Annotated in this window: 20 protein-coding genes; 19 read left to right on the top strand and 1 reads right to left on the bottom strand. The window is 49.2% G+C overall.

Annotated elements, in window-relative coordinates:
- The first annotated feature begins 23 nt into the window (after positions 1-23).
- The 11 genes from Q369_RS0119815 to Q369_RS0119765 all read left to right on the top strand — a co-directional run bounded on the left by Q369_RS0119815 (position 24) and on the right by Q369_RS0119765 (position 11,249).
- On the top strand, positions 24-209 hold the full coding sequence (locus Q369_RS0119815) for a class I lanthipeptide (protein ID WP_031529518.1): 186 nt from the start codon (positions 24-26) through the stop codon (positions 207-209).
- Positions 210-283: 74 nt separating this feature from the next.
- Positions 284-469: a class I lanthipeptide gene (locus Q369_RS0119810; RefSeq protein ID WP_031529517.1), complete on the top strand. Its 186-nt coding sequence runs from the start codon at positions 284-286 to the stop codon at positions 467-469.
- Positions 470-504: 35 nt separating this feature from the next.
- Positions 505-690: a class I lanthipeptide gene (locus Q369_RS0119805; RefSeq protein ID WP_031529516.1), complete on the top strand. Its 186-nt coding sequence runs from the start codon at positions 505-507 to the stop codon at positions 688-690.
- A 90-nt stretch (positions 691-780) separates the two neighbouring features.
- A complete protein-coding gene (locus tag Q369_RS0119800; RefSeq protein WP_035333711.1) occupies positions 781-3,951 on the top strand; it encodes a lantibiotic dehydratase in 3,171 nt (1,056 codons plus the stop codon).
- A 129-nt stretch (positions 3,952-4,080) separates the two neighbouring features.
- The gene (locus Q369_RS0119795) at positions 4,081-4,923 is read left to right on the top strand and encodes a LytR/AlgR family response regulator transcription factor (protein WP_051664157.1); all 843 of its coding nucleotides are present in this window, start codon (positions 4,081-4,083) and stop codon (positions 4,921-4,923) included.
- 10 nt (positions 4,924-4,933) lie between these two features.
- On the top strand, positions 4,934-6,076 hold the full coding sequence (locus Q369_RS0119790) for a sensor histidine kinase (RefSeq protein ID WP_031529513.1): 1,143 nt from the start codon (positions 4,934-4,936) through the stop codon (positions 6,074-6,076).
- Between the two features lie 482 nt (positions 6,077-6,558).
- Positions 6,559-6,771: a hypothetical protein gene (locus Q369_RS0119785; RefSeq protein ID WP_031529512.1), complete on the top strand. Its 213-nt coding sequence runs from the start codon at positions 6,559-6,561 to the stop codon at positions 6,769-6,771.
- Positions 6,772-6,785: 14 nt separating this feature from the next.
- A complete protein-coding gene (locus tag Q369_RS29075; protein WP_157488254.1) occupies positions 6,786-6,962 on the top strand; it encodes a hypothetical protein in 177 nt (58 codons plus the stop codon).
- 35 nt (positions 6,963-6,997) lie between these two features.
- Positions 6,998-8,209: a radical SAM protein gene (locus Q369_RS0119775; RefSeq protein WP_084165788.1), complete on the top strand. Its 1,212-nt coding sequence runs from the start codon at positions 6,998-7,000 to the stop codon at positions 8,207-8,209.
- An 8-nt stretch (positions 8,210-8,217) separates the two neighbouring features.
- Positions 8,218-10,521 (top strand): peptidase domain-containing ABC transporter, encoded by a 2,304-nt coding sequence (locus Q369_RS0119770; protein ID WP_031529510.1) that lies wholly within the window; start codon positions 8,218-8,220, stop codon positions 10,519-10,521.
- Positions 10,522-10,532: 11 nt separating this feature from the next.
- Positions 10,533-11,249 (top strand): HlyD family secretion protein, encoded by a 717-nt coding sequence (locus Q369_RS0119765; RefSeq protein ID WP_031529509.1) that lies wholly within the window; start codon positions 10,533-10,535, stop codon positions 11,247-11,249.
- Here the strand turns inward: Q369_RS0119765 and Q369_RS0119760 are convergent.
- The gene (locus Q369_RS0119760) at positions 11,246-12,751 is read right to left on the bottom strand and encodes a DUF6734 family protein (RefSeq protein WP_035333710.1); all 1,506 of its coding nucleotides are present in this window, start codon (positions 12,749-12,751) and stop codon (positions 11,246-11,248) included. The genes Q369_RS0119765 and Q369_RS0119760 overlap by 4 nt on opposite strands.
- 226 nt (positions 12,752-12,977) lie before the next feature.
- Between Q369_RS0119760 and Q369_RS0119750 the strand changes: the two genes are divergently transcribed.
- The 8 genes from Q369_RS0119750 to Q369_RS0119715 all read left to right on the top strand — a co-directional run bounded on the left by Q369_RS0119750 (position 12,978) and on the right by Q369_RS0119715 (position 24,242).
- Entirely contained in the window at positions 12,978-15,368 is a 2,391-nt protein-coding gene (locus tag Q369_RS0119750; protein WP_031529507.1) for a TonB-dependent receptor domain-containing protein, read from the top strand.
- A 12-nt stretch (positions 15,369-15,380) separates the two neighbouring features.
- Positions 15,381-16,148 carry a glycosyltransferase family 2 protein gene (locus tag Q369_RS0119745; RefSeq protein ID WP_031529506.1) on the top strand — a complete coding sequence of 256 codons (768 nt, stop codon included), beginning with the start codon at positions 15,381-15,383 and terminating at the stop codon, positions 16,146-16,148.
- Positions 16,149-16,166: 18 nt separating this feature from the next.
- Entirely contained in the window at positions 16,167-17,042 is an 876-nt protein-coding gene (locus Q369_RS28455; RefSeq protein WP_157488253.1) for a DUF6625 family protein, read from the top strand.
- 45 nt (positions 17,043-17,087) lie between these two features.
- The gene (locus Q369_RS28450; protein WP_031529504.1) at positions 17,088-17,960 is read left to right on the top strand and encodes a beta-1,6-N-acetylglucosaminyltransferase; all 873 of its coding nucleotides are present in this window, start codon (positions 17,088-17,090) and stop codon (positions 17,958-17,960) included.
- A 305-nt stretch (positions 17,961-18,265) separates the two neighbouring features.
- A complete protein-coding gene (locus tag Q369_RS0119730) occupies positions 18,266-18,490 on the top strand; it encodes a hypothetical protein (protein WP_031529503.1) in 225 nt (74 codons plus the stop codon).
- A 228-nt stretch (positions 18,491-18,718) separates the two neighbouring features.
- On the top strand, positions 18,719-19,312 hold the full coding sequence (locus Q369_RS0119725; RefSeq protein WP_031529502.1) for an RNA polymerase sigma factor: 594 nt from the start codon (positions 18,719-18,721) through the stop codon (positions 19,310-19,312).
- A 153-nt stretch (positions 19,313-19,465) separates the two neighbouring features.
- Positions 19,466-20,500: a FecR family protein gene (locus Q369_RS0119720; protein ID WP_031529501.1), complete on the top strand. Its 1,035-nt coding sequence runs from the start codon at positions 19,466-19,468 to the stop codon at positions 20,498-20,500.
- Positions 20,501-20,774: 274 nt separating this feature from the next.
- Positions 20,775-24,242: a SusC/RagA family TonB-linked outer membrane protein gene (locus tag Q369_RS0119715; RefSeq protein ID WP_169739266.1), complete on the top strand. Its 3,468-nt coding sequence runs from the start codon at positions 20,775-20,777 to the stop codon at positions 24,240-24,242.
- The last annotated feature ends 11 nt before the right edge of the window (positions 24,243-24,253 follow it).

Raw genomic sequence — 24,253 nt, 5'->3', positions numbered from 1 at the left:
TTCACATTAACTATTTATTTTTTATGAAAAGGAAATCAGAAGTATCAAAGCTTTCATTGGACAAAGAAACAATCGCACGTCTTAATGAGGAACAACTCTCGAACGAGCAAACTCAGGAACTGGAAGGCGGTGCCACAGCGGGCGGAGACAACGGACCAAGCTGCTGTGGTATCGGGAAAACATCTACCTACACTTCATGCGCAGGCTAATCAATGGGTCGGGATTAGCTCGGTTTACGCGCTAATCCCTTTGTTTATTAATCACTTTCAATTCCATCAGGATCATGAAGAAAAAAACAACCAACTCGAAGCTGTCTCTTGATAAAGAGACAATTGCCCGATTGAACGAAGAACAATTGTCATCTGAACAAACACAGGAAGTAGAAGGCGGTGCGACGGGCGCCGGCGATAATGGCGCAAGCTGCTGCGGGATAGGCAACACCTCTACCTACACCTCCTGTGCCAAATAAATTTTCATCCAGATTACCTTAACACTGATCCAATCATGAAAAAAAGAGACTTAACATCGAAACTATCATTTGACAAAGAAACAATTGCGCGACTGGACATAGAACAGCTGTCATTAGATCAGACCCAAGAAATTGAGGGCGGCGCTACGAACGGTGGAGACAACGGGCCCAGCTGCTGCGGCGAGGGACGTACCAGCACCTACACGTCGTGTGCCAATTAAAGGCAATTTTGCAAAAGAAACCGGAGTGGCAATTTGTACTCCGGTTTCTTAATTGAAGATGTTACGAGTTTCACCTGTCCAATCCAAAGCATGATGCGTATATCCTCTCAGGGCTTTTTTTTATTAAGGCGCCCACAACTATCCCTTGATGTCTTTCAGGCGTTTCACAAAAAGATCAATGGGCACCCGGAACTTTTCGAGCAGGAAATGATCAGTTTCATTTCACAACCTGCCATCCTGGAAGCCATTTATATTGCATCTCCGGAACTTTACGATTCATTTACAGGGCTCCTGGAAGGCAGGGTCAAGACGGGCGTGGACAAGCTTATGAAGTCGTTGTACAAATACCTGGTGAGGATGACGTCCAGAAGCACGCCTTATGGTCTCTTTGCCGGATGCGCTTTGGGTGAACTGGGGCCGACAACAGGAATCACCTTCAGTAAGGACGATCCGTACTATACACACTCACGTCTGGATATGAACTATGTTGCGGAAATGGTCTCAGGTCTGCTACGCAAGAGCTACATCTACAGTCAATTACAGTTTTATCCAAACAACAGCTTATATAAAGTCGGGACCACCTACCGGTATGTGGAAGGGACCGTCAAAAATAAAAAAAGGCAATATGTGCTGGCTGCCGTCGAGTCCAATGAATACCTTGATACAGTGCTGGAACTCGCCAGGGACGGGGCGACGGTAGCACAATTGGCTGATAGCCTCATAGCACCGGACATTACACCGGATGAAGCGGCCCAATATATTGATACCATTGTTGAAGCTCAGATCTTGGTGAGCGAAATGGATGCGACCGTTACCGGGGATGAGTTTTTCAAAGTGATCGTCAAAAAGCTGGAAGGTCTGAATGGAACGGAGGAGGATACACGTCATCTTCGTGAAATTGATGACCTGCTGCAATGTCAGGAGGGCGGTGTTGCAAAATACAAGCAGATCGAGTCTATTATATCAGAGCATTTTGTTACTACGGGCAGTAAGGACCTCGTGCAGACCGACCTTTTCTACCAAACCGAATCCTGCGTGCTCAGCGAGCAGGTGGTAGACACGCTGACCAAAGAATTCACCAATATTTCCTGCCTGGGCTACCGAAACCAGTTTCCGGAGACGGATCAGTTCCGGAGGGCATTCTATGATCGCTTTGAAGAGCGGGAGGTGCCGCTGCTCGTGGCTCTCGATAATGAAGCCGGACTGGGTTACGGACACATTACGGCCGGGAAGGCCGACAACCTGCCGCTGCTAGATGAAATGTACCTGCCGTCGGTGTCAAAACCTGGGCAGACCGAATGGACACCAGTGGTGAAGTTCAAGGAAAAGATCTATCAGAATGCTATGGCCGAAAAGAGCAGCTGCGTACATCTGACCGACCAGATGCTAAATGCATTACGAAAAGAGATGCCGGTCTTAAATCCACTGCCCGATAGCTTTTACTTGTTCGGAAGCCTGATCGCTCCCTCACAACAGGCGATGGATGCAGGCGATTTCCAGTTCGCATTCCACGCGATGGGTGGACCTTCCGGCCTAAAATTGATCGGCCGATTTTGCCACGGAAATCCTGCATTGACCGAATTGACCAGAGCGGCCTCACGGGAGGAGGAAATGCTCGATCCGGACGCCATTTTTGCGGAAATCGCGCATTTGCCCGAGGCTCGTGTCGGTAATGTGCTGATGCGTCCGCATTTCCGGGAATATGAGATCCCTTACCTGGCCGGTTCCTCGCTACCTGCCGAAAACCAGATTTTGCCCGAAGACCTGATGGTGTCGGTGCCAGGTGGGAAAGAGATTGTACTACGCTCTAAAAGACTCAACAAGCGCGTTTACCCACGACTGACTAATGCCCATAACTTTGCCGCCGGACTTCCTGTTTACCGGTTTTTATGCGATCTGGCCTATCAGCACGGAAACCAGTACTTCAACTGGAACTGGAGTTTCCTGGGGAATAATCCATTTTTACCACGTGTGCAGTACAAGCACTGGATACTGAGTAAAGCCACTTGGAACCTGGAAAAAGGTGATTTTGCCGCCTTGCTCATCAAGGAGCCCGCTTACGTTCAGGAATGGCAGCAGCTCCGGAATGCGCTGGGTATTCCGCAATGGGTATGCCTCCGACAGGGCGACAATGAGTTGCTCATCGACGGTGAGTCGGAAATTTCGGTACAGATCCTTTGCGATGCGATGCGCAAATACGGCAAGATCACCATTTCCGAGTTTGTGGATAGCCCAGGACTGGACAGTTCCGGACAGACGATGCTGAATGTAGCTGGTCGCGGGTATGTCAACGAATTACTTATCCCGCTTTTGCAGAAAAAAGACAAGAAGGAATCCATCGTTCCTGCTGCGCAACAGCCCGATCGGGTCCGCAGGCTGTTTATGGTTGGGAGTGAATGGTTATATATCAAAATCTACGCCGGGACAAAAACCGCCGACCGCTTGCTGACCTCAACGATTAAGCCGTTTACCGAGCGGCTTTTAGAAAAGGGCATTATTGAAAAATGGTTCTATCTCCGCTATGCCGATCCAGATGAACATTTGAGGATCCGGTTTTACCATGGCAGCAGGCCGGGGTTCTGGAACGAAGTCCTTCATGAGCTCAATCAATTGCTGCACCCACTCCTGGAGGATGGTATCGTGCTGAAATTGCAGATAGATACCTACAAAAGAGAGCTGGAACGCTATGGACAGCACTCATTTCCTGGCATCGAATCGGTCTTTTTTGCAGATAGCGTCGCTACTGTCGACCTGCTCGACTTACTTGGAGGTGATGAGGGGGAACGGTACCGTTGGTTGATCGGTCTGCGCTGCGTGCATACGCTCCTGGATGACATGTATTTCACGCTTCCGGAGAGAAAAGCGTTGATGGACGCTCTGCAGGACCGGTTTTTCAATGAGTTCAACGGTAATACTCAGCTTACGGTACAACTCAACAACAAGTACCGGGTCCATACAAAAGACATCGCGAGCTTTTTGAATGCGGCCGACGACGCAGCCAATGATATAGAGGAAGCCGTTATTATTCTGAACGAACGCTCCGCTCGGATCAAACCGGTGATGGATGCCTTGCTGCCCGATCTGGAAATAAGCAGGAACAGCCTCGCCGCGAGTTTGATACACATGTTCCTGAACCGGCTTTTCGTTTCCAAACAGCGCGTACATGAACTAGTGGTGTACCACTACCTAAAAAAATATTACGAATCCACCCTCGCGAGGGCAAAAAACCCAGATAAAAAAATGGTGACTGTACAGAACTAATGTGATAAATTAAATGAGAATGCTCATATTTGTTTGTCGGATGTAACCGGATGTTCGGTTACTTGTCAGACTCCTCAACGCAGGATGAATCAGCGGTCCTTAACAAGCATAATAACCAGCAGTTCCCCGATGACTCCAACTACGACCACCCGAAAAATAAGTTGTCTGATCATTGATGACGAGGAGCCGGCCCACGAAGTACTGAAGTTTTTGATCGCTAAAATCCCGTGGCTTACCTACGCGGGAAGCTGCTACAATGCGGTTGAAGCGCTGGAAGTGATTCCGGAGCGTCTGCCTGATATTATTTTTCTGGATGTAAACATGCCCGAGCTGTCGGGCCTAGATTTGCTGAACATTGTAAATGCCCCGCAGTCGCAAGTGATTATGACCACCGCCTATCCCGAATATGCTGTTGACGGCTTCACTTTCGACGTAACCTCATTCCTTCTTAAGCCCATTGGTTTTGACCGGTTTTTAAAAGCGGTCACCAAGGCACGCAGGCTGGTGACCGGGGCACAGGCTTATGACGGTAAGCCCAGGACGAGCGTCGAATCGGCGGGTTTGGCTGATATCGATCCGGCTCTGGCGAATCCGCTACTTGAAGATATGGCTGCATTGCCAGTATCAGACAAGAAACCTGAAAACGGTGCCCAGGACGAATACATGTGGATTCGCGCAGACCGAAAAATGTATTGTGTCTGGTTCAAGGATATTTATTTCATAGAGGGGTTGAAAGATTATGTGAAGGTATACCATACCGCCGGCGTGCTGGTGACGCTGGCATCGATGGCTTCCATGATGGCCCGGCTCCCGTCGCCGACGTTTGTTAGAACACATCGATCCTATATTGTGAACAGGAACAGCATAAAGGTGATAGAAGGCAATATGATTACGATGCTGAATGGCATGAAAGTATCTATTGCGGTTTCTCCGACCAGGGATGAAGTGTTCAGGCAACTGACAGAAAAGTAAAATTCATTGGATGGATAGAAACGATAGCGATAATTCCTTCGTAGCCAGATTACTTTTCCCGCGTACCCCTGCGTTGCGGGTTTTCTATCATGTGTGCTTCTGGGTACTGTTCCTTTTGCTACATTATGCCTATGCCATCCCAACACTGGCTTCCCAGCTTTCCGACCCCCGCGTTACTGTGTCGAGCTTCCTGTATTTCTCGAAAGTCATTCCTGAATACTACCTCTGTGTAGCGCTTTTTAACTTGCTCCGAAAGTATCTGAAAGGCGTAACCCTGGCCGTAGTCCTGCTGTTGACGATCGTTGTAGTGAAGCATTTGCTCTCAGGCTTACTTTTTTTGTTGGTCGACTATGCATTTGACTTGAAAAACATGCCTGACCGGTTTCAGGTAGTCGCAGGAATGTACCTGTCCCCTTTTCAAATTTTTAATCCGCGGTCCTGGCTGGTATTTGCCTACGACATTTCCGAAATGGAGCTACTCCTGCTTCCTGCGGCTTTCAAGGTTGCCAAGTATGCGGCGATAGAAAACATTCTGCGCCAGAAGTTGCAAAACGAAGCACTGGCAATGGAATTAAAGGTGCTAAAATCGCAGATCAATCCTCACTTTGTGTTCAATGTTCTCAATGCAGCCTATGCGAAGATCCTGCCGGTGGCGGAGGACGCGGCCGAGTACCTTCAGAAGGCGTCGGAGATTTTACGTTTTGCATTGTACGAGGCCAATGATGAGTTTATCAAGCTCGACAAGGAGATTCAGTATATCAAGCATTATGCAGAACTGGAATCAATCCGCAGTACACGCCGATGCAAAATTAGCCTAGTGCAGGACGGGGAGATTGATGACGCGCATGAAATCCCTACATTCCTGCTGATCACGCTGGTGGAGAATGCATTCAAGCATGGGGTGCACGCTACACGACATAACTCCTACGTGAACATTCACATCGGCGTCACGCCCGAACGACTGGAATTCAGCATTGCTAACAGCAAGCCCAACGTGCCTGCCATGCGGAACGCAAACCGGGAAACATCGGGTGGAATAGGACTGGTGAACCTGAAAAAACGGCTCGAAATGTACTATCCAGATAACCATCTGGTAGAAAAGACAACTACCCCCGAGGAGTATAAAGTATCGATCAAATTGCCATTAAAATAGCCGCCGCGATCCTTTTGGGGCTTTGGTCGACCGTTAGCTCATATTGGTATAAAAAGAGAAAAATTATGTTTTTTCTTGTCTTACTTCATGTCGTAAATCAAACCAATTAACATACGACATGAAAAATCAATCTTCTACTTCGGCGAATTCGGCAAAAATGTTTCTTAAAAAATTTACAGTGGCGCGTCTGGTCGGATTCGCATCAGATGAAGCCACAAGGAATATGACCGATTCGGAGACCACTATCGCTACTAGTATCCTGTGCAAAGCACTCACAGCTCTAAGCAATTAAACAACCCCAATTAGTAGTCCTACAACTAGGAACAGATCCGTACAGACCATTCCTGGTTCACTTAAGAAAAACCTGGAATGGTCCTTCACGGCTGCATGGTCGAATAATAGGATAGATTCGTCGATAAAGCTGTGAATACCCTTGCGGACCGGGCACATTTGTACATCACGTTTTACAAAACACAATTGCTATGAGAAAGAACTTTGACCAGTTTTGGATGGAACTCCTTGAGGGAAATGAGACCGCCCAGACGCCGGATTTTGAAATTCTAACAAAAGACGGCGGAGAAGAACTCAGAGGCGGTGACCGCCCCTACATGCCCGGCTTTTACGAAACGACTACCGGCAGAGCCAACGTCCGCTCGGGTAACCTGCTTGAAAATCTGGGACTAAACAATCACTAAAATGCTTTTTAATCATGAAAAAGAAAGACAGATTTTCTATTAGCAAACTAGATAAGAAAAGCACCAGAAAGTCGCTCGACGAACTGAAAGAAGACGGGAAAGACCAGATCGATGGCGATGATGTCCAGGGAGGCTGGTTGCAGTTTGGCGGCGGTAAAACTAACGACGATGACAAGGAAAAGCTTCAATGAAAACGAAATGTCCTGATTGTTAACCTGGATGAATTATGCCCACCCAAAAAGGCCTGAGCGGCGTGGTAGTCAAGATAGCGAGCCGTTGTAACATCAACTGCTCCTATTGCTATATGTACCAGATGGGTGACGAAAGTTATCTCCTGTTGCCTAAGGTAATGGCCGATATTCAGGTCGATCAGTTGATGGCACGGGTAGCCAGGCATTGTGACGAGTTCAAGCTCACGGAATTCGAATTCATCCTCCACGGGGGAGAGCCGCTCCTGGCAGGGAAGGCATTTTTCAGGACATTTGTCGAGAAGGCGCGGGCCGCATTGGGTTCCAGGGTCAAACTGAAATTTGGTGTCCAGACCAACGGCGTGCTGCTTGATGCAGCCTGGTGTGTATTGCTCAACGATCTTTCATTTCACATCGGTATCAGCCTGGATGGTCCGGCGCACTGGCACGACAGGTTCCGTAAAGATCACCGGCAACTTGGTACCCACACCCGGACGGTGGCGGGATTAGAGGCTGCCCGAGTCGCCGACTGTCGGCTCGGTATATTGGCGGTGATGGATGCCAACTCGGACCCGAATGAGCTGTATGCGTATTTTCGCGGCCTCGGCATCCGGTATCTGGACTTCTTGTGGCCGGATTACCACCACGACAGGCCGCCGCCATTATACACAGAACGGGTTTCCACGCACGCTTATACACCGTACGGTGATTGGTGGATCAAACTTTTCAATTGTTGGTTTGCTGATCAAAGTAGTGCTAAGCCGCGGATTCGATTCCTTAATCAACTTGTATTCATGATCCTCGGTATTGATACCGGCTTCGAAAGTATTGGACAGGAAGAGAACCGTTACCTCATTGTGGAGACGGACGGCGGCATCGAAGCATCAGACTACCTGAAAGCATGCGGGGACGGTTTTACGAAGGAAGGCATGGATGTGGCAGATCATGATTTTAGTGAGGTATATGAGTCACCGTTAGTAAAATTGCACCGGCAGAGCCACCGCATTTTACCGGATATGTGCCGTAAATGCAGGGTGAGGCAGGTATGCGGAGGCGGGCATCTGGCGCATAGATTCAGCGCGGAAAAGAAATTCGCAAACGCGTCGGTCTATTGCTATGACTTGATGAAGCTGCTGACACATGTACAAAACGTGTTGCTCGACCATTTGTCGTCCGCGACGATTGATGGCGCTGGTTTGGTGCGGACGTCCTATGCGGACGCTTTGAAAAGTATCAATATTGTAAATTAACGACGGACATGGCTGGAAATAAATACAAGTTTTTTGCACAGCTGGATTTTATGGACTGTGGCCCCACATGTCTTAAAATGGTGACGGCATATTTCGGGAAGGACTATTCCATTGACTATTTGAGGTCCAATGCATTTGTCTCCCGATCGGGTGTGAGCCTGGCCAACCTGAGTCTCGCTGCCGAGAAGATCGGCTTCAAGACCTTGATGGTAAGGATCAATTGCCAGAAATTGAGCAATGAGGCGCCTTATCCCTGTATTCTGCATTGGAACCAGGAGCACTATGTGGTGCTATACGATGTAAAAAGACAGTTTTCATTCAGCAAACGGAAATTTGAGGATCGCTATATTATCGCCGATCCCGGGCACGGACTGATTGCCCTGGACCGGGAAGTGTTCCTGCGCTGCTGGGCGGGCGACCCCGCAAGGGAAGTCGGCGTAGCGTTGCTCCTCGAACCTACCCCCGAATTTCATCATATAGAGGCAGAAGGTGACCGGAAGCCCAATACGGGTTTCGGATTTCTGTTTCAGTACCTGTCCCCCTATAAAAAGTACCTGACGCAGGTATGCCTCGGAATGGTCTTCGGGAGCATTGTGAGCCTGATATTTCCGTTTCTAACGCAATCGCTGGTCGATTACGGGATACACCAGCACAATATCAGCCTCATTCACCTGATCCTGATCGCCCAGCTGATGCTTTTTCTCGGCGGGGTAAGCGTCGATATGATACGGAACTGGATCTTGCTGCATATTAATACAAGGATTAGCCTCAGTATCATCTCGCACTTTCTGATCAAGCTTATGAAGTTGCCGATCAGTTTTTTTGAGAGCAAAAATGTGGGTGATATCACCCAGCGGCTTGCTGACCACCACCGGATCGAAACTTTCCTAACCAGTACGACTATCAACACGCTATTTTCTGTCCTGAATATCATCATCTTTTCAGGGGTACTGGCTTTTTACAGTGTGGAACTGCTGCTGGTATTCCTGATCGGGAGTATTCTTTCGTTTGCCTGGGTTTTCCTGTTCCTCAAACAACGCCGCGACCTCGATTACAAACGGTTCCAGAGCATGCGTGAAAACCAGAGCAGCATATTTGAGCTCATCACCGGCATGCAGGAGATTAAACTGAACAATTGTGAGCGCGCACGCCGATGGGAATGGGAGCGCATCCAGGCGAAGCTTTTCAAAGTAAATGTGAAGAGCCTGAGCTTGGAACAATACCAGGAAATCGGATCTTCATTTTTCACCCAGCTCAAAAACATCATCGTCACCTACATTTCGGCTACTCAGGTGATCAACAACGAGATATCACTTGGGGTCATGCTCAGTATCTCCTACATTATAGGGCAGCTGAACGGTCCGTTAGGGCAGATCATCGAGTTCATCAAAAGCGTTCAGGACTCAAAAATGAGCCTCGACCGGTTGAGCGAGATTCACAACAAACCCGATGAAGAGCTGAACGAGGAGTATATGTTTGGTAAGCGGAGCGAGATTGCAGATTACAGCGAGAGGGAATTGCAGGAGGCCGTTGCCGACCTACGGTTCAACAGCATGTTGACTGGCTTCGACGAGGGTATTACGATCCGCAACCTTTCATTCAGGTACGGCAGCCCGCATGTCCCCTGGGTTCTCAAAAATATAAATATCCACATTCCAAAAGGGAAGGTGACCGCCATCGTGGGCGCCAGCGGAAGCGGTAAAACGACATTACTCAAACTGCTTCTGAAATTCTACCCGCCGCAGGAGGGCGAAATACTCGTCGACGGTATTGAAATGACCGACATTCAGGCCAGTAGCTGGCGGAACCGATGCGGGACGGTGATGCAGGACGGGTTTATTTTTTCGGATACCCTCGCCAAGAATATTGCCGTAGACGGGCACAGGATCAATGAAAACCGTTTGCTGGAAGCCGTGCTGACCGCCAATATCCAGGATTATGTGCGAAAGTTGCCGCTTGGTTTCTCTACCAAAGTAGGCAGCGCAGGTTCCGGTCTCAGCGGAGGCCAGCGGCAACGTATTTTTATTGCCAGGTCGGTGTACAAAGATCCGAGTTACCTGTTCTTTGACGAAGCTACCAGCGCACTCGATGCCAATAATGAACGCGTCATTATGGAGAACCTTGAGAAATTTTTCAAGGGTCGCACTGTGATCGTGATCGCGCACCGGCTCAGTACCGTCAAGAATGCCGATCAGATTATCGTTCTGGACGGGGGAGAGGTTAAGGAGATCGGCAATCACAAGGAATTGTGCAGAAGCAAAGGGTATTATTACAACCTGGTTAAAAATCAACTAGAACTGGACGCAGCTTAAATGAAAATCTTATGTCAACTGTAATTGATCAGTATCAACCGAATGAAGAGATCCAGGAAATTATTGGTCAGGTTCCCAGCTGGGTTATCCGATGGGGGATCTCTGTTTTCCTTGTACTGTTGGTGATAGTGCTGGGAGTTTCCAGATACCTCTATCTGCCGGTCTCAATTAAAGCAAAGGCGAGTCTGAATGCCCGAGAACAATATTTCAGGGTCGCGTGGATGAAGACCGATCCAGCCGTGGATTACCTGCCACAGGTATCGGACGGCGAGGTCGTGCGGAAGAATGACACTATTCTCGTTGAAAGCAACAGCATTACGGGCAAAAAGCAGTTTTACACCGCACCTACCAATGGAAAGATAGCCATGTTCAAAGGTACTGAGGAAATGCCGAGGGCATCGGTCCTGATGGTAGTACCGGAATTTTCAACTTACGATGTGGAGCTGTATGTGCCCATTAACGGGGCCGGCCAGCTCCGGAGAGGGCAGAAGGTAATCCTGCGGCTCAATGAGTTTCCGGAAAGCAAATATGGTTTTCTGATCGGTAAGGTAGCCACCAGGCCATTAATCCCTATTGATCGGTTTTACAGGGTAAAAGTGGCGCTCACCAATGGTCTGACGACCAACATTAATCAAAAAATTCCTATGCAGGCGGTCATCAACGGGGAAGCCGAGGTGATCACTGAGAATCTGTCTGTCTTTGACAAGGTTTTTACCGGGATTTTCTAGCAAGCTTCTGCTGGTTTCTGTGCGAAAGTGTAGGTCAATAGGCCGATTAAAATCATTTCCTTGATCTTAAGATCCAGGTTGACCAGGGCGGGTGTTGGTGCGTCGGCATCTAGATCCGCCCCGGTCCTGTTCTCGAACTGCCCGATCAGGGTCCGGTAAGTTACTGGATGCTCGGTGTTGAGCAGGATCAGCAGGCTCAGGTCGTCCAGCGATCGATGCGTAATATGTTCGTAGTGGAAATCGAAATCGTAAACCAGCGTGCAATGGCTGTCTACCGATTGCGACGGATATCTTACCCTGAAAACAGGCGCATGCTCGTTATAGGTCAGCGTATCGTCCAGTCGTTCACGGATCGGGAGGGCCATAAGGCGATCCACCAGGGCGAAACGGTTTTGCTGTTGCATCGAAAACCGCGACTTGTTGCGAAGGTAATTGCGGATGGCGCGGCTCTTTTCCATTTCAAACCGACTCATTTTCAGGATCTGCTCTTTTCCCTGTTTGCGGTATTTGCGGGAGAGGGAGTGATAGTTTTCAAATGTAAAAACGGCAGGCTCTCCGCTGTTTTTGCACAACGCATTACTTAGTGCGAACGGGTCGGGAGTGGATTTATCTTTGACAGGCGCTTGCCGAAAATTATATTTTTCCAAAAAATAGGCAACACGCCGGAAGGTATCCGGGAAAAGTTTCTGAAGGTAGAACTCCACCTGTTTGCAATAGAAAATGCGTTGCTTGTTCTCTCCGATCAGATGCGTCACGGGGTAATTCTGGTTGAGGCAGTTGGCCAGAGAAGCATAGCCGCCATCCATTTTTTCATCAATGAGCATGGCAATGGGCAGGTTCTCCGAAGCGGCTAGCAATGCAAAGAAGCATTCTTCAATCAGGGTGTTGAGATAACCTGTATTGGTCATTTCCGCGGAGCCTTCCCGACCGGATAGGTGCTGGTCGTAGAAAGTCCCCACGATATCCGCATATTTTTTAAAGAAAACATAATCCGTACCTCCGGTAACACCCATATTGACGGCCGGGTAAGCATCAAGCGACGGATCGATGAAGCCTGGAAGCGGAATGCCGGCACCCTTGAACTGATTGACGGCCACATTATAGCACATAAAGCCATCCTGCCTGTTTTGGGCGATTAGTGGCATGTTAAGTGTGGACTCCGGCAGGCCGTTCCAGAGAAAAGCGTCGCCGTCGACGTGGATGAAAGGTTCGTCAGACAAGCCATAGGAGAGGATTTTGCGCATTACCCACCATTTTTTCGGATACTTTTTGCCCAGTCCCTCCTGTACCAGATGTACCTCCGAGTAAGGAAGGGCCAATTCGTCGATGAGGATGTGGCGGCCGTTTATGTCCGTATGCAAGACTACTTTTTCGAAATGGCGGGCGAGGAGCGAGGCACTCAATGCCCAACTCATAAAATGGTAGCGCGGGTCGAGCCATCCCCCCGCAAGGTGTTGAACAGGTTGATCCGGCGGGGTCCAAAAGGTTTGTATAGCCTTCATGCGCAGCTTGTTTGAAGGAGAAAGGATGAATGATAGCACCAGCGAAGTAATGAAACGGCTGTGTTGCACGGGTCTTTTTTAGACGAAACGTGCCCGGGTTTCGACGAACCGAAGGTTTTTATCCCGTCTTAATTTTCGGCGGGTTGGTATAAGAAAATTTCAGCAAAACCGCTTTCTGAACTCTTTTGCGTATCAAAAAAGGTATTATCATCATAATCCGGATGCTATGAAAAGGAAATCATACCTGATTGCTGCATTTGTAATGTCCCTGTCGGGCCATTTATCAGCGCAATTTCTTGTAAAAGGGAAGGTCGTAGAAAAAAACAGCGCAGTCGCGCCCTATGCCACCGTAGCACTCGTTGCGGGCAAAGACTCCAGCATTGTGAAAGGAGCAATGTGTGATGATCAGGGCCTTTTTGCGATCGATAACATTGCGGAGGGCGACTATCTGGTCACTGTACAATACATGGGTTTTCAGAAGAAGTGGTCGGAGCGGTTCACGCTTAATGCGGCAAACCCAGCACAGGAATTTTCCGGTATAGCTCTTGAAGAAACTGCACAGGATCTTCGGGAGATAACCGTGAAAGGCCAGCGCAGCCTGGTTGAACAAAAAGGCGACCGCATGATCCTGAATGTGGAGAACAGCGTCATCGCGAAGGGCAACAAAGTGGAAGATCTCCTGAAATATGCGCCCCTGGTACGTACATCGTCCAACGGTATTAAAGTTGGGAATAAAGGGAACGTACTGATCCTGGTGGACGGGCGACAAACCAGCGAAAGTGCATTATCCAATTTTTTACAGAATTTTTCGGCAGAGGAAATTCTCAAAGTAGAGGTAATGTCCAACCCGCCTGCCAAATACGATGCGTCGTTCGGAGCGGTGATTAACATTATTACGAAAAAAAGCCTGAGCACAGGGTTAAACGGGCGTTTGAGTGTGATCCACTCGCAAGGACAAATGGGCAGGTTTTATCCCGACGGCTCTCTTAACTTCCGGACGCCGAAGTGGAACTTCTTCACCTCCGTAAGTGGGAAAGTGGAGAATACACTTGAAGACCAGGTCTTGGAGAGAAAATTTCCAGGCGGCGCAATGAAGAATGAACTGGAAGTAATTTATAGAACCAAAGGTGTTTCGACATTTAGCGGGATTGATTTCACACCGAACGACAGACAGTCGGTAGGACTGCGGTTCAATACCGGGCATAGCCGGAGCCGCTACCTGACCGATATGGAAACCCGGTTCATTGGCGCTTCCGGCAAGGTTGATTCTTTGCTCCACGTGGACAAGAACCGTCGGGGTAATTCGGAGACTTATGATGTGAACCTCTATTATACCGGCAAACTCGACAGCACCGGAAAGGAACTATCGGTGAATGTGACGCAGAGTTTTTTGGATAAATCCAATGTGCAGAATCTTTACTACCAGCGCCAGGATGCGGAAGGGGGAGCAATCGGAACGACCACGGCCGTTAAGATACAGAACCCCGGCGATCAGCGAAGCCTCATTGCGCAGGCTGATCTGACCCTGCCTTCCAAAGCGGGCCGCTGGGAGCTGGGCGGGCGGTATATGTCTATCAGCAACAACAACCAGCTGATGCAGGAAACCGCTACCGAAGGTTTCTACGTACTCGATCCCGCCTTCAGCAACTCGGGGGTTTACAAGGAATTTGGCTACGCCGGATATGGTAATTACACCAACGACCTGAAAGGGGGCTGGTCGGTACAAGCAGGTGTGAGGTTTGAGTATACCAGCCAGGAGTTGGCGAGTTCAAATCTGAACCGGCGATATTCCGGGTTCTTTCCGAGCCTGGGAATCACCAAAGAGTTTGATAATAAATCGAATTTCAATATTTCTTACACCCGCAAGATCTCACGGCCCGCGCTGTCCAATCTTGTTCCTTACCGGTCGCTGATGGACCCTTACACGATTTCCGAAAGCAATCCGGCGCTGAAACCTTCCTTCGCTAATACATTGGACGTCTACTATACGATGGGCGGGTTATCATTTTACGCCAATTATACGCATACAAAGAACCTCATCTCGGATGTGATGTTTGCGGACCTGGAAACGCGAATTTATATACAGTCGATGGGTAACCTTAAGAGTGTAAACGACGCATATGTAGGGGCCAACTGGGGACAGGAAGTGGTTAAATGGTGGCAAACCAACACCTCTCTCACAATTTCGGGTACACAGACACGGTCCGAGATCGGTAATGTGCCGGGTGTGAAGCTGGGCGGCTATGGGTTTTCTTTTTACAGCACAAACATCTTTTCACTGCCCAAAGGCTACAAGACAGAGCTGTTTTTCGCTTATAACTCCCCCAACCGCTACACGATCTGGCAGAACAGGGCGTTGTACTGGGCAACGGTCAGCCTGACCAAGGAAGTAGTAAAAGATGTCACTTTTAAAGTCTCTTTTCAGGATATTTTCAGGACCCAGGTTAACACATTGCTGACCGAGTACGGGCCTGTGAACATTTCGAGCCGGTACTATTCCGATAATCAGCGAGTGAGGGCGTCTTTATCCTACAATTTTGGAAAGAAAACAGTGAAGCAGGCCAGGAATAAAAGCCTGGGCAACGAGGCGGAAAAAAGACGTATGAACGCGAACTGATCACGACAGAATATGGAAAATCATGCGAATGTGACTGTTATTCTGACAGTCTGGAAGCGCAACAATCTTCGCGAGCAGATAGAGGCAATCCTCGCCCAGACGACGCCGCCCGCCCATATATGGGTGATTCAGTGCATGCGGCATGTGCATGTGAAGGACGTGCTGGACGATTACCCACAAATAAAATTCTTTCAGTCGGACGAGGACCTTAAATATTTCTCGCGGTTTAGTATAGGTATTCACGCAAAGTCGGAATATACCTGGGTGCTCGACGATGACATGGTACCGTCGCCGACCTGGATCGAAACATGCATACGGGCCTGCGGTCAGCACCACGCCATTGTGGCCAGTAATGGCCGGATCATTCCCCGGGACGACTTCTACCCCGAGCGTGTCAAAAGTCCCGGTTATGTGAACCGGTATTTTGTTGGCGACAGCCGAACGGTTGACTCGGTTAACCTCTGTGAGGCAGATACCAAGATCGATTTTCCGTGTAGCAGCTATTTTTTCAGGACTGAATGGCTGAGGTATTTCTGGGGCGTCTGGCCAGTCACATTTGAAACGGCGGAAGACATCCATTTCGCAGCCAGCTGCCGGATACTGGGCGACATCGGAACGGTTGTACCCCGGCAAACGAGCCCTTCGGACAGCGGGAACACCCGTCCTTCTTACAGCCTTGATGAGTTTGCTTCCTGGAAGAAGGACGGTTTCACTTCAATTCGTGCCGAAGTGATCCGGTACTTCATTATGGAGAGGGGCTGGAAGCCCTTGTTGTGGTAAACCAATAGCACTTTGATCTTGAAAAAGAAGGAAATTACATTCATTATACCCTATTTCGGGCCGCCGCCGGCCTGGATGCCTTTTTTTCTTGAGAGCTGCCATGCCAATCCGGACTGTACATTCCTGTTCTTTTCGGATACAATGCCCGAAGGAACGCGACAGAATGTGAAGGTTGTCAGAATGACGCTGGCGGACTTGAAAGCACTGGCCATTGCCAGGTTGGAAATGCCGGTATCACTGGAAAATCCCTATAAGGTGTGTGATCTGAGACCCGCATTCGGGATCATTTTTGATGATTATCTAAAAACCTCGGTATTCTGGGGTACCTGCGACGTGGATATGGTCCTGGGAAATATCCGGAACTTCTTCCCGAACGAGCTTTTGTCACGGTACGACGTTCTGAGTGCCAAACGCGAATACCTGGTCGGACATTTTACATTGTTCCGCAACAATCGGAAGATCAACAGGCTGTTTCTAAAAAGCGCCGACTACCGGCAGATTTTCCTGAGTACCCGTTCCTTTGCATTCGACGAGTGCAACTTTTTGTGGTGGAAACTTCTGGCAGGTCAAAGCATTCTTCGTACACAGTCGCAGATCGACAGCATGTCACATGTTGTATGCAGACTGGCCGAAACGGGGCAGATTCGTGCCTATTTCGACTCACATGTGCTCGAACAGGACAAGTTAGACGCACAGGGCGACCTGGAAGCGTTATCGGAAATATTGGTATGGGATGAAGGCACCTTGCGGGACACCGAAACCGGCCGTGAGTACCTTTCATTTCATTTCCACTTCTTAAAAAAAGAGCCGTCGTTTGCCATTCCCGCCTGGACGGCAACACCCGGGCGCTTTTACATATCGAAGGACGGATTTTTCAGGGATGCGGCATTCTAGCTCCCTGTGGTTGAAGCATTGTTATGGATAAAAGCAGTTAGCAATATGTATATCAACTACTTAATACTGGCTCATAAAAACCTGGAACAGGTAGACCGGCTGGTTGACAATCTATTGGACGATCGTGCCTTCATTTACATCCACGTGGATAAGCGGGTGGCGTATGGGGAGATCAGGCGTCACCGGTTTGCTTCCGCGAAGCGGGTCCGGATCATCAAAAACCGGGTTGCTGTATGTTGGGGTGGGTTCACGATGGTAAGTGCCACGTTGAATCTTATGAAAGCGGCCCTTGCCGGGAGGCGAGAAGGTTATTGCGTATTGCTTAGCGGACAAGACTTCCCGTTACAATCCAAGGAGACCATCTATTCATTTTTCGAGGAGCATTCGGGAAAGCAGTTTCTGAACTATTGGAAGTTACCTTACAAGAACTGGGTGAACGGCGGGCTGGACAGGATCAAGTACTACTGGTTTGTCGATAAGATTGGCATGCATGAAAGTAATGTTTTTTGCGCGTTCCAGCGTGAACGTAACATGGAACGCCCCTTTTTCAAGGATCTTCCACCATATGGCGGCTCACAATGGTGGTGCCTTACCACCGAATGCATTCGCTACATCCTGGATTTCATAGCAGATAATCCCATCATCGTCGAGTTTTTCGAGCTAACCCTTATTCCTGACGAATCATTTTTCAAAACCATTGTGCTTAACTCACCGTTCAGTGAACATGTAGTAAATGACAATTTGCGATATATCGTTTTTGAAGGAGGCAAGCCCCATCCGAATGTCATGCAGGAAAGTGATTTTGACGCATTAATCACCTCTGGGAAATTTTGGGCCCGGAAATTCGACATTGTTCGTGATCATGTTATCCTCGACCGGCTGGAAGCGCATACCGTTGGGGTATTGCAAGTGCAGTAGTACTTAGCAGGGGTATGTAATTTCCAGAGAAGACCTGCTCTTCTGGCTGTACAGGCAAAAAGCCTATCTTGCAAAACCATTGAAATCTGACCTTCCAAAATGACCGAAATAGAAACATTAGTTCGCCAGACCTCCAATGCTTATGAATGGGTAAATAAGCTTCTCGCCGAAATTCCACTTGATAAATGGGATCATTCCGGATGTGATCGAATCGAATCTTAGCTGACAGCGATCTGTTTACTGCGTCGGCACCTCAGTTAGCAGTCGGGCGTGCGACTGCGGAAACGCTTTTACAAGACCTGAAAATGATGCAGCAAAAGTCAATAGCTATCCTCCAATCGGTTTCGAATGCTGAATTAAACAATCCGTTAGAGCCAACTCCAACACCACACCCCATCTCAACAACCAAATTTGAAGCCGTTGACTGGAACATCAAGCCTACCATGTACCACTGCGGGCAGATCGGCATTCTCAGCAGGGTTGTTGAAAAGCGTTTCGATTTTGGATTGAGGCTGGCACGTGAACAGTAGATTCGTCTTTCATTACTTCGCACATTGCTCACATACCTTATTCATTGCTCAGCAAGAGATATTTTTCTCGAAAGTAGGTTCCTGCCTCGGGAGAACCAGTGCGCATTTATTTGCGTGGAGCGGCAGCCGATGTTTTAAATTTTTGTTAATTAACCCTTAATCTGCAAATTAAGCCGGGACTAAAGATATATTTGAGGTTACGCAATCCGCTACCTGCTCAATGGCAATATGAATATCGGCAAGCTGTATGACGAAAGGGAGACGCTCGCCGCATTGGCGCAGGGTGACGAGCTTGCGTTCGCACAGATTTTCCAGAAACATAGTCCGAGAGTTTACTCCGTTGCATTGAAATTCCTCGATTCCAGAGAAGCTGCCGAAGAGATTGTTCAGGATATCTTTATGGATATCTGGCTTCGTCGCGAAAAAATGACCGAAGTGCTAAACCTGGGCGGCTATTTGCAGGGAATGGTGCGAAAGCAGGTTTACGATGCCTATCGCAAAAAGATGGTTTTCTCGGACCTGGTCACTGAGCTGAATTATCCCGATCAATCGGCGAACTCTACCGAGCAGCTTATTCAGGAGCACGATTATGAGCGCTTTTTGGAAGAAATAATCAGCAAGCTGCCAGGACATCAGCAGGAAATTTACCGGCTTGCGAAGGAAGAGGAACTGAGTCATGAAGAAATCGCGCAGCGCCTGAACCTGTCCCGCCTCGCAGTCAAATCCCACATGAAGCGCATTCTCAGTTTCATCCGCGTCAGGCTGGAACCCCTTTTGAAAGCTGAGATGATCGCTTTTATTTCTCCTTTTCTGATGAATTAGAAGGGCGTTATCACCTGATTTTTCGTCATTTTTCATTCCATTTCATTTTTTTCTAAATTCTTTTGAGAATGCGTGCCCCCTGCGACGCCTTTTCGCGGACATGTATTTCAGAAGCCGGATACTACGCCGGAACATCACCACTTTTTTTGTTTGATGGAAAAAGAACCAGAGGGCGAGGGCGCGCCGGATTTTGGGCAAACCCAGCGATTTGATTATTTAATGGCCCGCTACCTTGCCCGGGAGGCTTCGGAGCAGGAAAAGGAGGAGCTGCGCTGGCTTACTAAAAATGGTTTTGGTGCACAATTCCAAATATGGATAGATGCGCAGTATAAGATGGAAGCCAGCACGGAACCTATGCCGGATCAAGTACAGGCCGAAATCCTGGCTAATATTCTTGGCGCAGCTCCGGCGAAACAAAAAGCATTCCGGTTCCGGTGGAGCTGGGCAGCAGCGGCCATTCTCATACTTGGCTCGGTGTGGTGGCTTACATTCCGAAATGTGACCCGCCGGGCAACAATCGCGGATACAGAAATCCATTCAGAAAACCCGGATCGGCTGGATTTCAAAGGAAAACAATACCTGAACCTTCCCGATGGCAGCAGCGTGCTCATGAACGAAGGCAGTGAGCTCAGCTACTCTCCGAGGCAGTTCGCAAAGGGAATTCGCACAGTTACCCTGCAAGGTGAAGCCTACTTCGATGTTGCACACGATCCGAAAAGTGTATTCCAGGTCAGGGCAGGAGCGGTCGTGACGCGCGTCTTGGGTACCGCATTCAATGTCAGGGTTCTACCAACGGAGGTGAAGGTGACGGTGACGCGCGGGCTCGTGGAAGTGGGAGGAAATGACCGTATTTATACAAAGGTAAAACCCGACGAGCAGGTTACTGTGAATGTAGGCAGCGAGAAATTCACAACCACACGCATTGACGCAGACCGGGAACTGGCGTGGCGAAATAACTTCCTCGTTTTTGATAACATTACGCTTGAAGAAGCCCGCGAGTTAATCGAAAATCACTACGGGACCGAGCTGACATTTACCGAGCCTGAAATCCTCAGATGCCGCATCACCGCTTCGTTCCTGAATGCGGAGGATTTGCCCACCGTTCTAAAAGTACTATCGGCCATGACAGGGGCGACCTATTCAGTAGACGGAAAAAAGGCAACCATAACAGGAGGTTCCTGTACGTAATCCTTGCAAAACTACCTTAACCAACTATATCATGTCAATCCAAAACCTCCTCCGACCGCATCCCGACGACAGCTAACCGGCAACGACCTCACCCGGAGTAAAAAATAAAGCCCCCCGGCGGCCACCGGAAGGCTTCAATACCGTAGCAAATGCAATGTTACGGCTCCGCTTTTAACATCTTGGAATCACTAAAAACGTCTGGTAAATGTATAAAAATTTTATCAACCGGGGAAGGCATGTCCTTTCTGCCCCGCGGCCCGCTATCAAGTCAATCATGCGAATAGGGTTGTTCTATCTCATTATTACCGTCGCCTGTGCACAGCTGCTGCTGGCCAATTCGTCAGGCGCACAGTCGCTCGCCGAAATCGAAGTTTCCGTCGAACTCAGGAACGAAGAAGTCAGGAGCCTTTTCAAAAAGATAGAAAAGCAAACTGCATTGCGCTTCGCTTATATGGAAAACCAGGTAAGCCGCCAGCAGAAATTCAATCTTCCAAAAGGCCGGTACAGGGTCTCCGAGGCGCTGAATGTCACACTACCCGCCTTGAACCTGACCTATATGAACACTGGAAATGTCGTGTATATTGTTCGGAAACCGTCTGATCAGAAGGACGGGAAATCTCCGCAGGTGGGTCTGAATGAGCATACCCGAACCGAACTCTCCACACCTGCCCAGCTGACAGTTACCGGCAAAGTTGCCGATGAAAAAGGGGAGGGGTTGCCGGGCGTAAATATCATTTTGAAAGGTACCCAGCAAGGGCAGATCAGTGATGTTAACGGCCGGTTTTCGATTGAAGTACCAGACGAAAATGCCGTGCTGGTGTTTTCTTTCGTGGGCTACATACCGCAGGAAGTGGCTGTCGGCAAGAAAACGGATATCGAGGTGCTTCTGAAAGTGGATCAGAAGGCGCTTGACGAAGTGGTGGTGGTAGGGTATGGAACCCAGCAGCGCAAGAATATCTCAGGCTCCATCGCCACCGCGCCGACAGAGCTGGTCGCCAACAGGCCGGTCATGAATGTGGGCCAGGCACTTCAGGGAACGGTCGCCAACCTTTCTGTGAATGTTGGGAATGGCCGGGCCGATACTTCGCCGAGCTACAATATCCGCGGTCAGAACTCGATCAACGGTACGGACGGCCCGATGGTAGTTATCGACGGCATCATTATGGACGCTGCCGCGCTAAACAACCTCAATCCCCAGGATATTGAGAATGTAAGTGTGTTGAAAGATGCTGCTTCCGCTGCGATTTATGGTTCACGTGCAGCTTTCGGGGTTATTTTGGTTAAAACGAAATCCGGCCGGACCGAAAAGCCGCAGATCAGCTACAACAATAACTTCGTAATCAAGCAGCCGACTTACCGGCCACAGATCGTGGAGGATCCGTATACCAACTTTTCGTACTCCAATCAAATGGGCGCTTTCCAATTCGGTGCACACGTGCTGGAATATGCCCAGCGTCTGCAAAGTGACCCGAGCCTGCCAAAGTTCATGGAGTTCGGCGGTTCCTGGACTTACTTTGATAGCACAAACTGGTACGACCAGATTTTCAGGAAACAAGCATTTTCAACGCAGCACGGGATTGAGATCTCCGGCAAAACTGACCGCGTAAACTATCTTTTGTCCGGAAATTTCCAGCACGAAGACGGTCTTCTTAAACCGGCTTCCGAAGATTTCAACCGCTATAACATTCGCAGCAAGCTGGATTTCAGAGTCACCGATTGGTGGACTATCGGCAACAATACCAGCTTCATGCGCAACAGCTACTCCCGTCCAGCCGCATTCAACGACTCTTTTCTGTTTTATTCACAAACAATGGGTTCCTATGAGGCAGTGCGCAATCCGGAAGGCGGCTGGTCGTCGGCGGGTGTTCAGAGTGTAGGTAAAATGATAGACGGCGGACAGGCAGAAACCACGAACAATCTCTTTCAATCAACTCTTAATACAAAGATCTCTTTACTGAAAGATGTGCTGGACGTGCAGGGTAATTTTGCCTATACCAATAACCTGACGCTTAATCAGTGGGGAAATTTTGCCGTTCCCTACAAGCGTGGTCCGAGCCTGCCCTTTATTTGGGGAGGTAATAATGCAGCAGCGAGAGGTACCACGCCCCGCACGCAGATCTACATGGATGCGTACGCGAACTTCACCAAAACATTTGCGCAAAAGCATTTCGTGAATGTAATGGCGGGTTACAGCCAGGAGTCCTACCGCAACCAGTACCTGTATTACGATCGGGTGGGTTTAGTCACACCAACTTTCCCTACGCCTCAGCTCGCAACTGGTACGATATCCCTTCAGGAGAGCGTCACCAAATGGGCGATGCGGAGTGGATTTGCAAGATTGAACTACATTTTCGACGACAAATACATTGTGGAGATGAACGGCCGCTACGACGGATCTTCCAGGTTCCCGAAAGGCAAGCGCTTCGTTTTCAATCCCTCGGCCTCTGTGGCGTGGGTGCTCTCCAATGAATCATTTATGGAATTCCTGACACCGGTAGCAAGCCACCTGAAAGTGCGGGCCTCTTACGGACAGCTTGCCAACCAGGCGAGCAGTGTGTTCGGGTATATGCCTACAATGGGTTTTTCAAGATTAAATGCTATGCTCGATGGTACACGTCCGATGACCGTCGGAGCTCCCGGGCTCGTAGCGGGTGACTATACCTGGGAGCGCGTGATCACGCGTAACTTGGGGCTTGATATGAACTTCCTGCGCGACAGGCTTTCATTTTCGGGGGACCTTTTCATCAGAGATACGAAGGATATGCTCACCAAGGCTAAAACCTACCCCGGCACACTCGGCGCGGCTGCTCCCAATGTCAATGCTGCCGACTTGCAGACCAGAGGCTGGGAGATTAACCTGGGCTGGCGTGACCGGTTCAAGGTTGGCAAAGACGATTTCAGATACAATTTCAATCTGATCCTTTCTGATAACCGCTCCAAAATCACCCGATATGACAATGCTACCGGTACGCTGGACGACCATTATGTGGGAAAACGGATCGGCGAAATCTGGGGACTTACCACATTGGGCTACTTTGGAACGAATGATGAAGTAAAGTCCCATGCAGATCAGTCACAGGTATCCTCCAATGCCTATCCGCTCGAAGCTGGTGACCTCAAATTCGCCGACCTGAATGGAGACGGCAAGGTAAACCGCGGGCAATGGACGCTCAATGATCACGGCGACTATTCTATCATCGGCAACAGCGAGCCACGCTACGCCTTCGGTCTGAACCTGCGCGGCGAATGGAAAGGCCTTGATCTGGGCGTGTTTTTTCAGGGTGTGGGCAGGCGTAACTTTTACCCGACCTACCGCAGCACGACAACCGATTACGAGTTTTACAGCTACTACGCTACGCAGTGGACGCACCTTACACCGCACATGCGCGACAACCATTGGACGCCCGAACGTACTGATACATTCTACCCGCGCCTCAAACCTGGCATTGCTGAGACACCCGGCAGGGAAATGGCCGTGGAGCAAACCCGCTATCTGCAGAATGCTGCCTACCTGCGTTTGAAAAACCTGTCCATCGGATACACGCTTCCCGCGAATGCGGCCAAAGCGATCCGTCTGAGCAGGGTTCGCATTTTTGCCAGCGGCGACAACCTGTTTACGTGGAGCAAGCTTCCGAAGTTCTACCAGGTTGACCCTGAACTTGCCGGACGTGCAAGCAATGGCGGCGGGATCGCCTATTCGCTGCAGCGTGTCTTTTCTTGTGGCCTGAATGTAACTTTCTAAACTCCAAATGT

This window comes from Dyadobacter crusticola DSM 16708 (assembly GCF_000701505.1).
Classification (GTDB): domain Bacteria; phylum Bacteroidota; class Bacteroidia; order Cytophagales; family Spirosomataceae; genus Dyadobacter; species Dyadobacter crusticola.
Note: the sequence above shows the minus strand (reverse complement) of the source record. Positions and strands in the feature narration are given on the sequence as shown.

Coding starts and splice junctions, on each gene's coding strand:
- Q369_RS0119815 (WP_031529518.1), top strand. CDS start 24: ATGAAAAGGAAATCAGAAGTATCAAAGCTTTCATTGGACAAAGAAACA.
- Q369_RS0119730 (WP_031529503.1), top strand. CDS start 18,266: ATGATGCAGCAAAAGTCAATAGCTATCCTCCAATCGGTTTCGAATGCT.
- Q369_RS0119765 (WP_031529509.1), top strand. CDS start 10,533: ATGTCAACTGTAATTGATCAGTATCAACCGAATGAAGAGATCCAGGAA.
- Q369_RS29075 (WP_157488254.1), top strand. CDS start 6,786: ATGAAAAAGAAAGACAGATTTTCTATTAGCAAACTAGATAAGAAAAGC.
- Q369_RS28450 (WP_031529504.1), top strand. CDS start 17,088: ATGTATATCAACTACTTAATACTGGCTCATAAAAACCTGGAACAGGTA.
- Q369_RS0119810 (WP_031529517.1), top strand. CDS start 284: ATGAAGAAAAAAACAACCAACTCGAAGCTGTCTCTTGATAAAGAGACA.
- Q369_RS0119775 (WP_084165788.1), top strand. CDS start 6,998: ATGCCCACCCAAAAAGGCCTGAGCGGCGTGGTAGTCAAGATAGCGAGC.
- Q369_RS0119760 (WP_035333710.1), bottom strand. CDS start 12,751: ATGAAGGCTATACAAACCTTTTGGACCCCGCCGGATCAACCTGTTCAA.
- Q369_RS0119795 (WP_051664157.1), top strand. CDS start 4,081: ATGACTCCAACTACGACCACCCGAAAAATAAGTTGTCTGATCATTGAT.
- Q369_RS0119750 (WP_031529507.1), top strand. CDS start 12,978: ATGAAAAGGAAATCATACCTGATTGCTGCATTTGTAATGTCCCTGTCG.
- Q369_RS0119785 (WP_031529512.1), top strand. CDS start 6,559: ATGAGAAAGAACTTTGACCAGTTTTGGATGGAACTCCTTGAGGGAAAT.
- Q369_RS0119745 (WP_031529506.1), top strand. CDS start 15,381: ATGGAAAATCATGCGAATGTGACTGTTATTCTGACAGTCTGGAAGCGC.
- Q369_RS0119725 (WP_031529502.1), top strand. CDS start 18,719: ATGAATATCGGCAAGCTGTATGACGAAAGGGAGACGCTCGCCGCATTG.
- Q369_RS0119770 (WP_031529510.1), top strand. CDS start 8,218: ATGGCTGGAAATAAATACAAGTTTTTTGCACAGCTGGATTTTATGGAC.
- Q369_RS0119790 (WP_031529513.1), top strand. CDS start 4,934: ATGGATAGAAACGATAGCGATAATTCCTTCGTAGCCAGATTACTTTTC.
- Q369_RS0119715 (WP_169739266.1), top strand. CDS start 20,775: ATGCGAATAGGGTTGTTCTATCTCATTATTACCGTCGCCTGTGCACAG.
- Q369_RS0119800 (WP_035333711.1), top strand. CDS start 781: ATGATGCGTATATCCTCTCAGGGCTTTTTTTTATTAAGGCGCCCACAA.
- Q369_RS0119720 (WP_031529501.1), top strand. CDS start 19,466: ATGGAAAAAGAACCAGAGGGCGAGGGCGCGCCGGATTTTGGGCAAACC.
- Q369_RS0119805 (WP_031529516.1), top strand. CDS start 505: ATGAAAAAAAGAGACTTAACATCGAAACTATCATTTGACAAAGAAACA.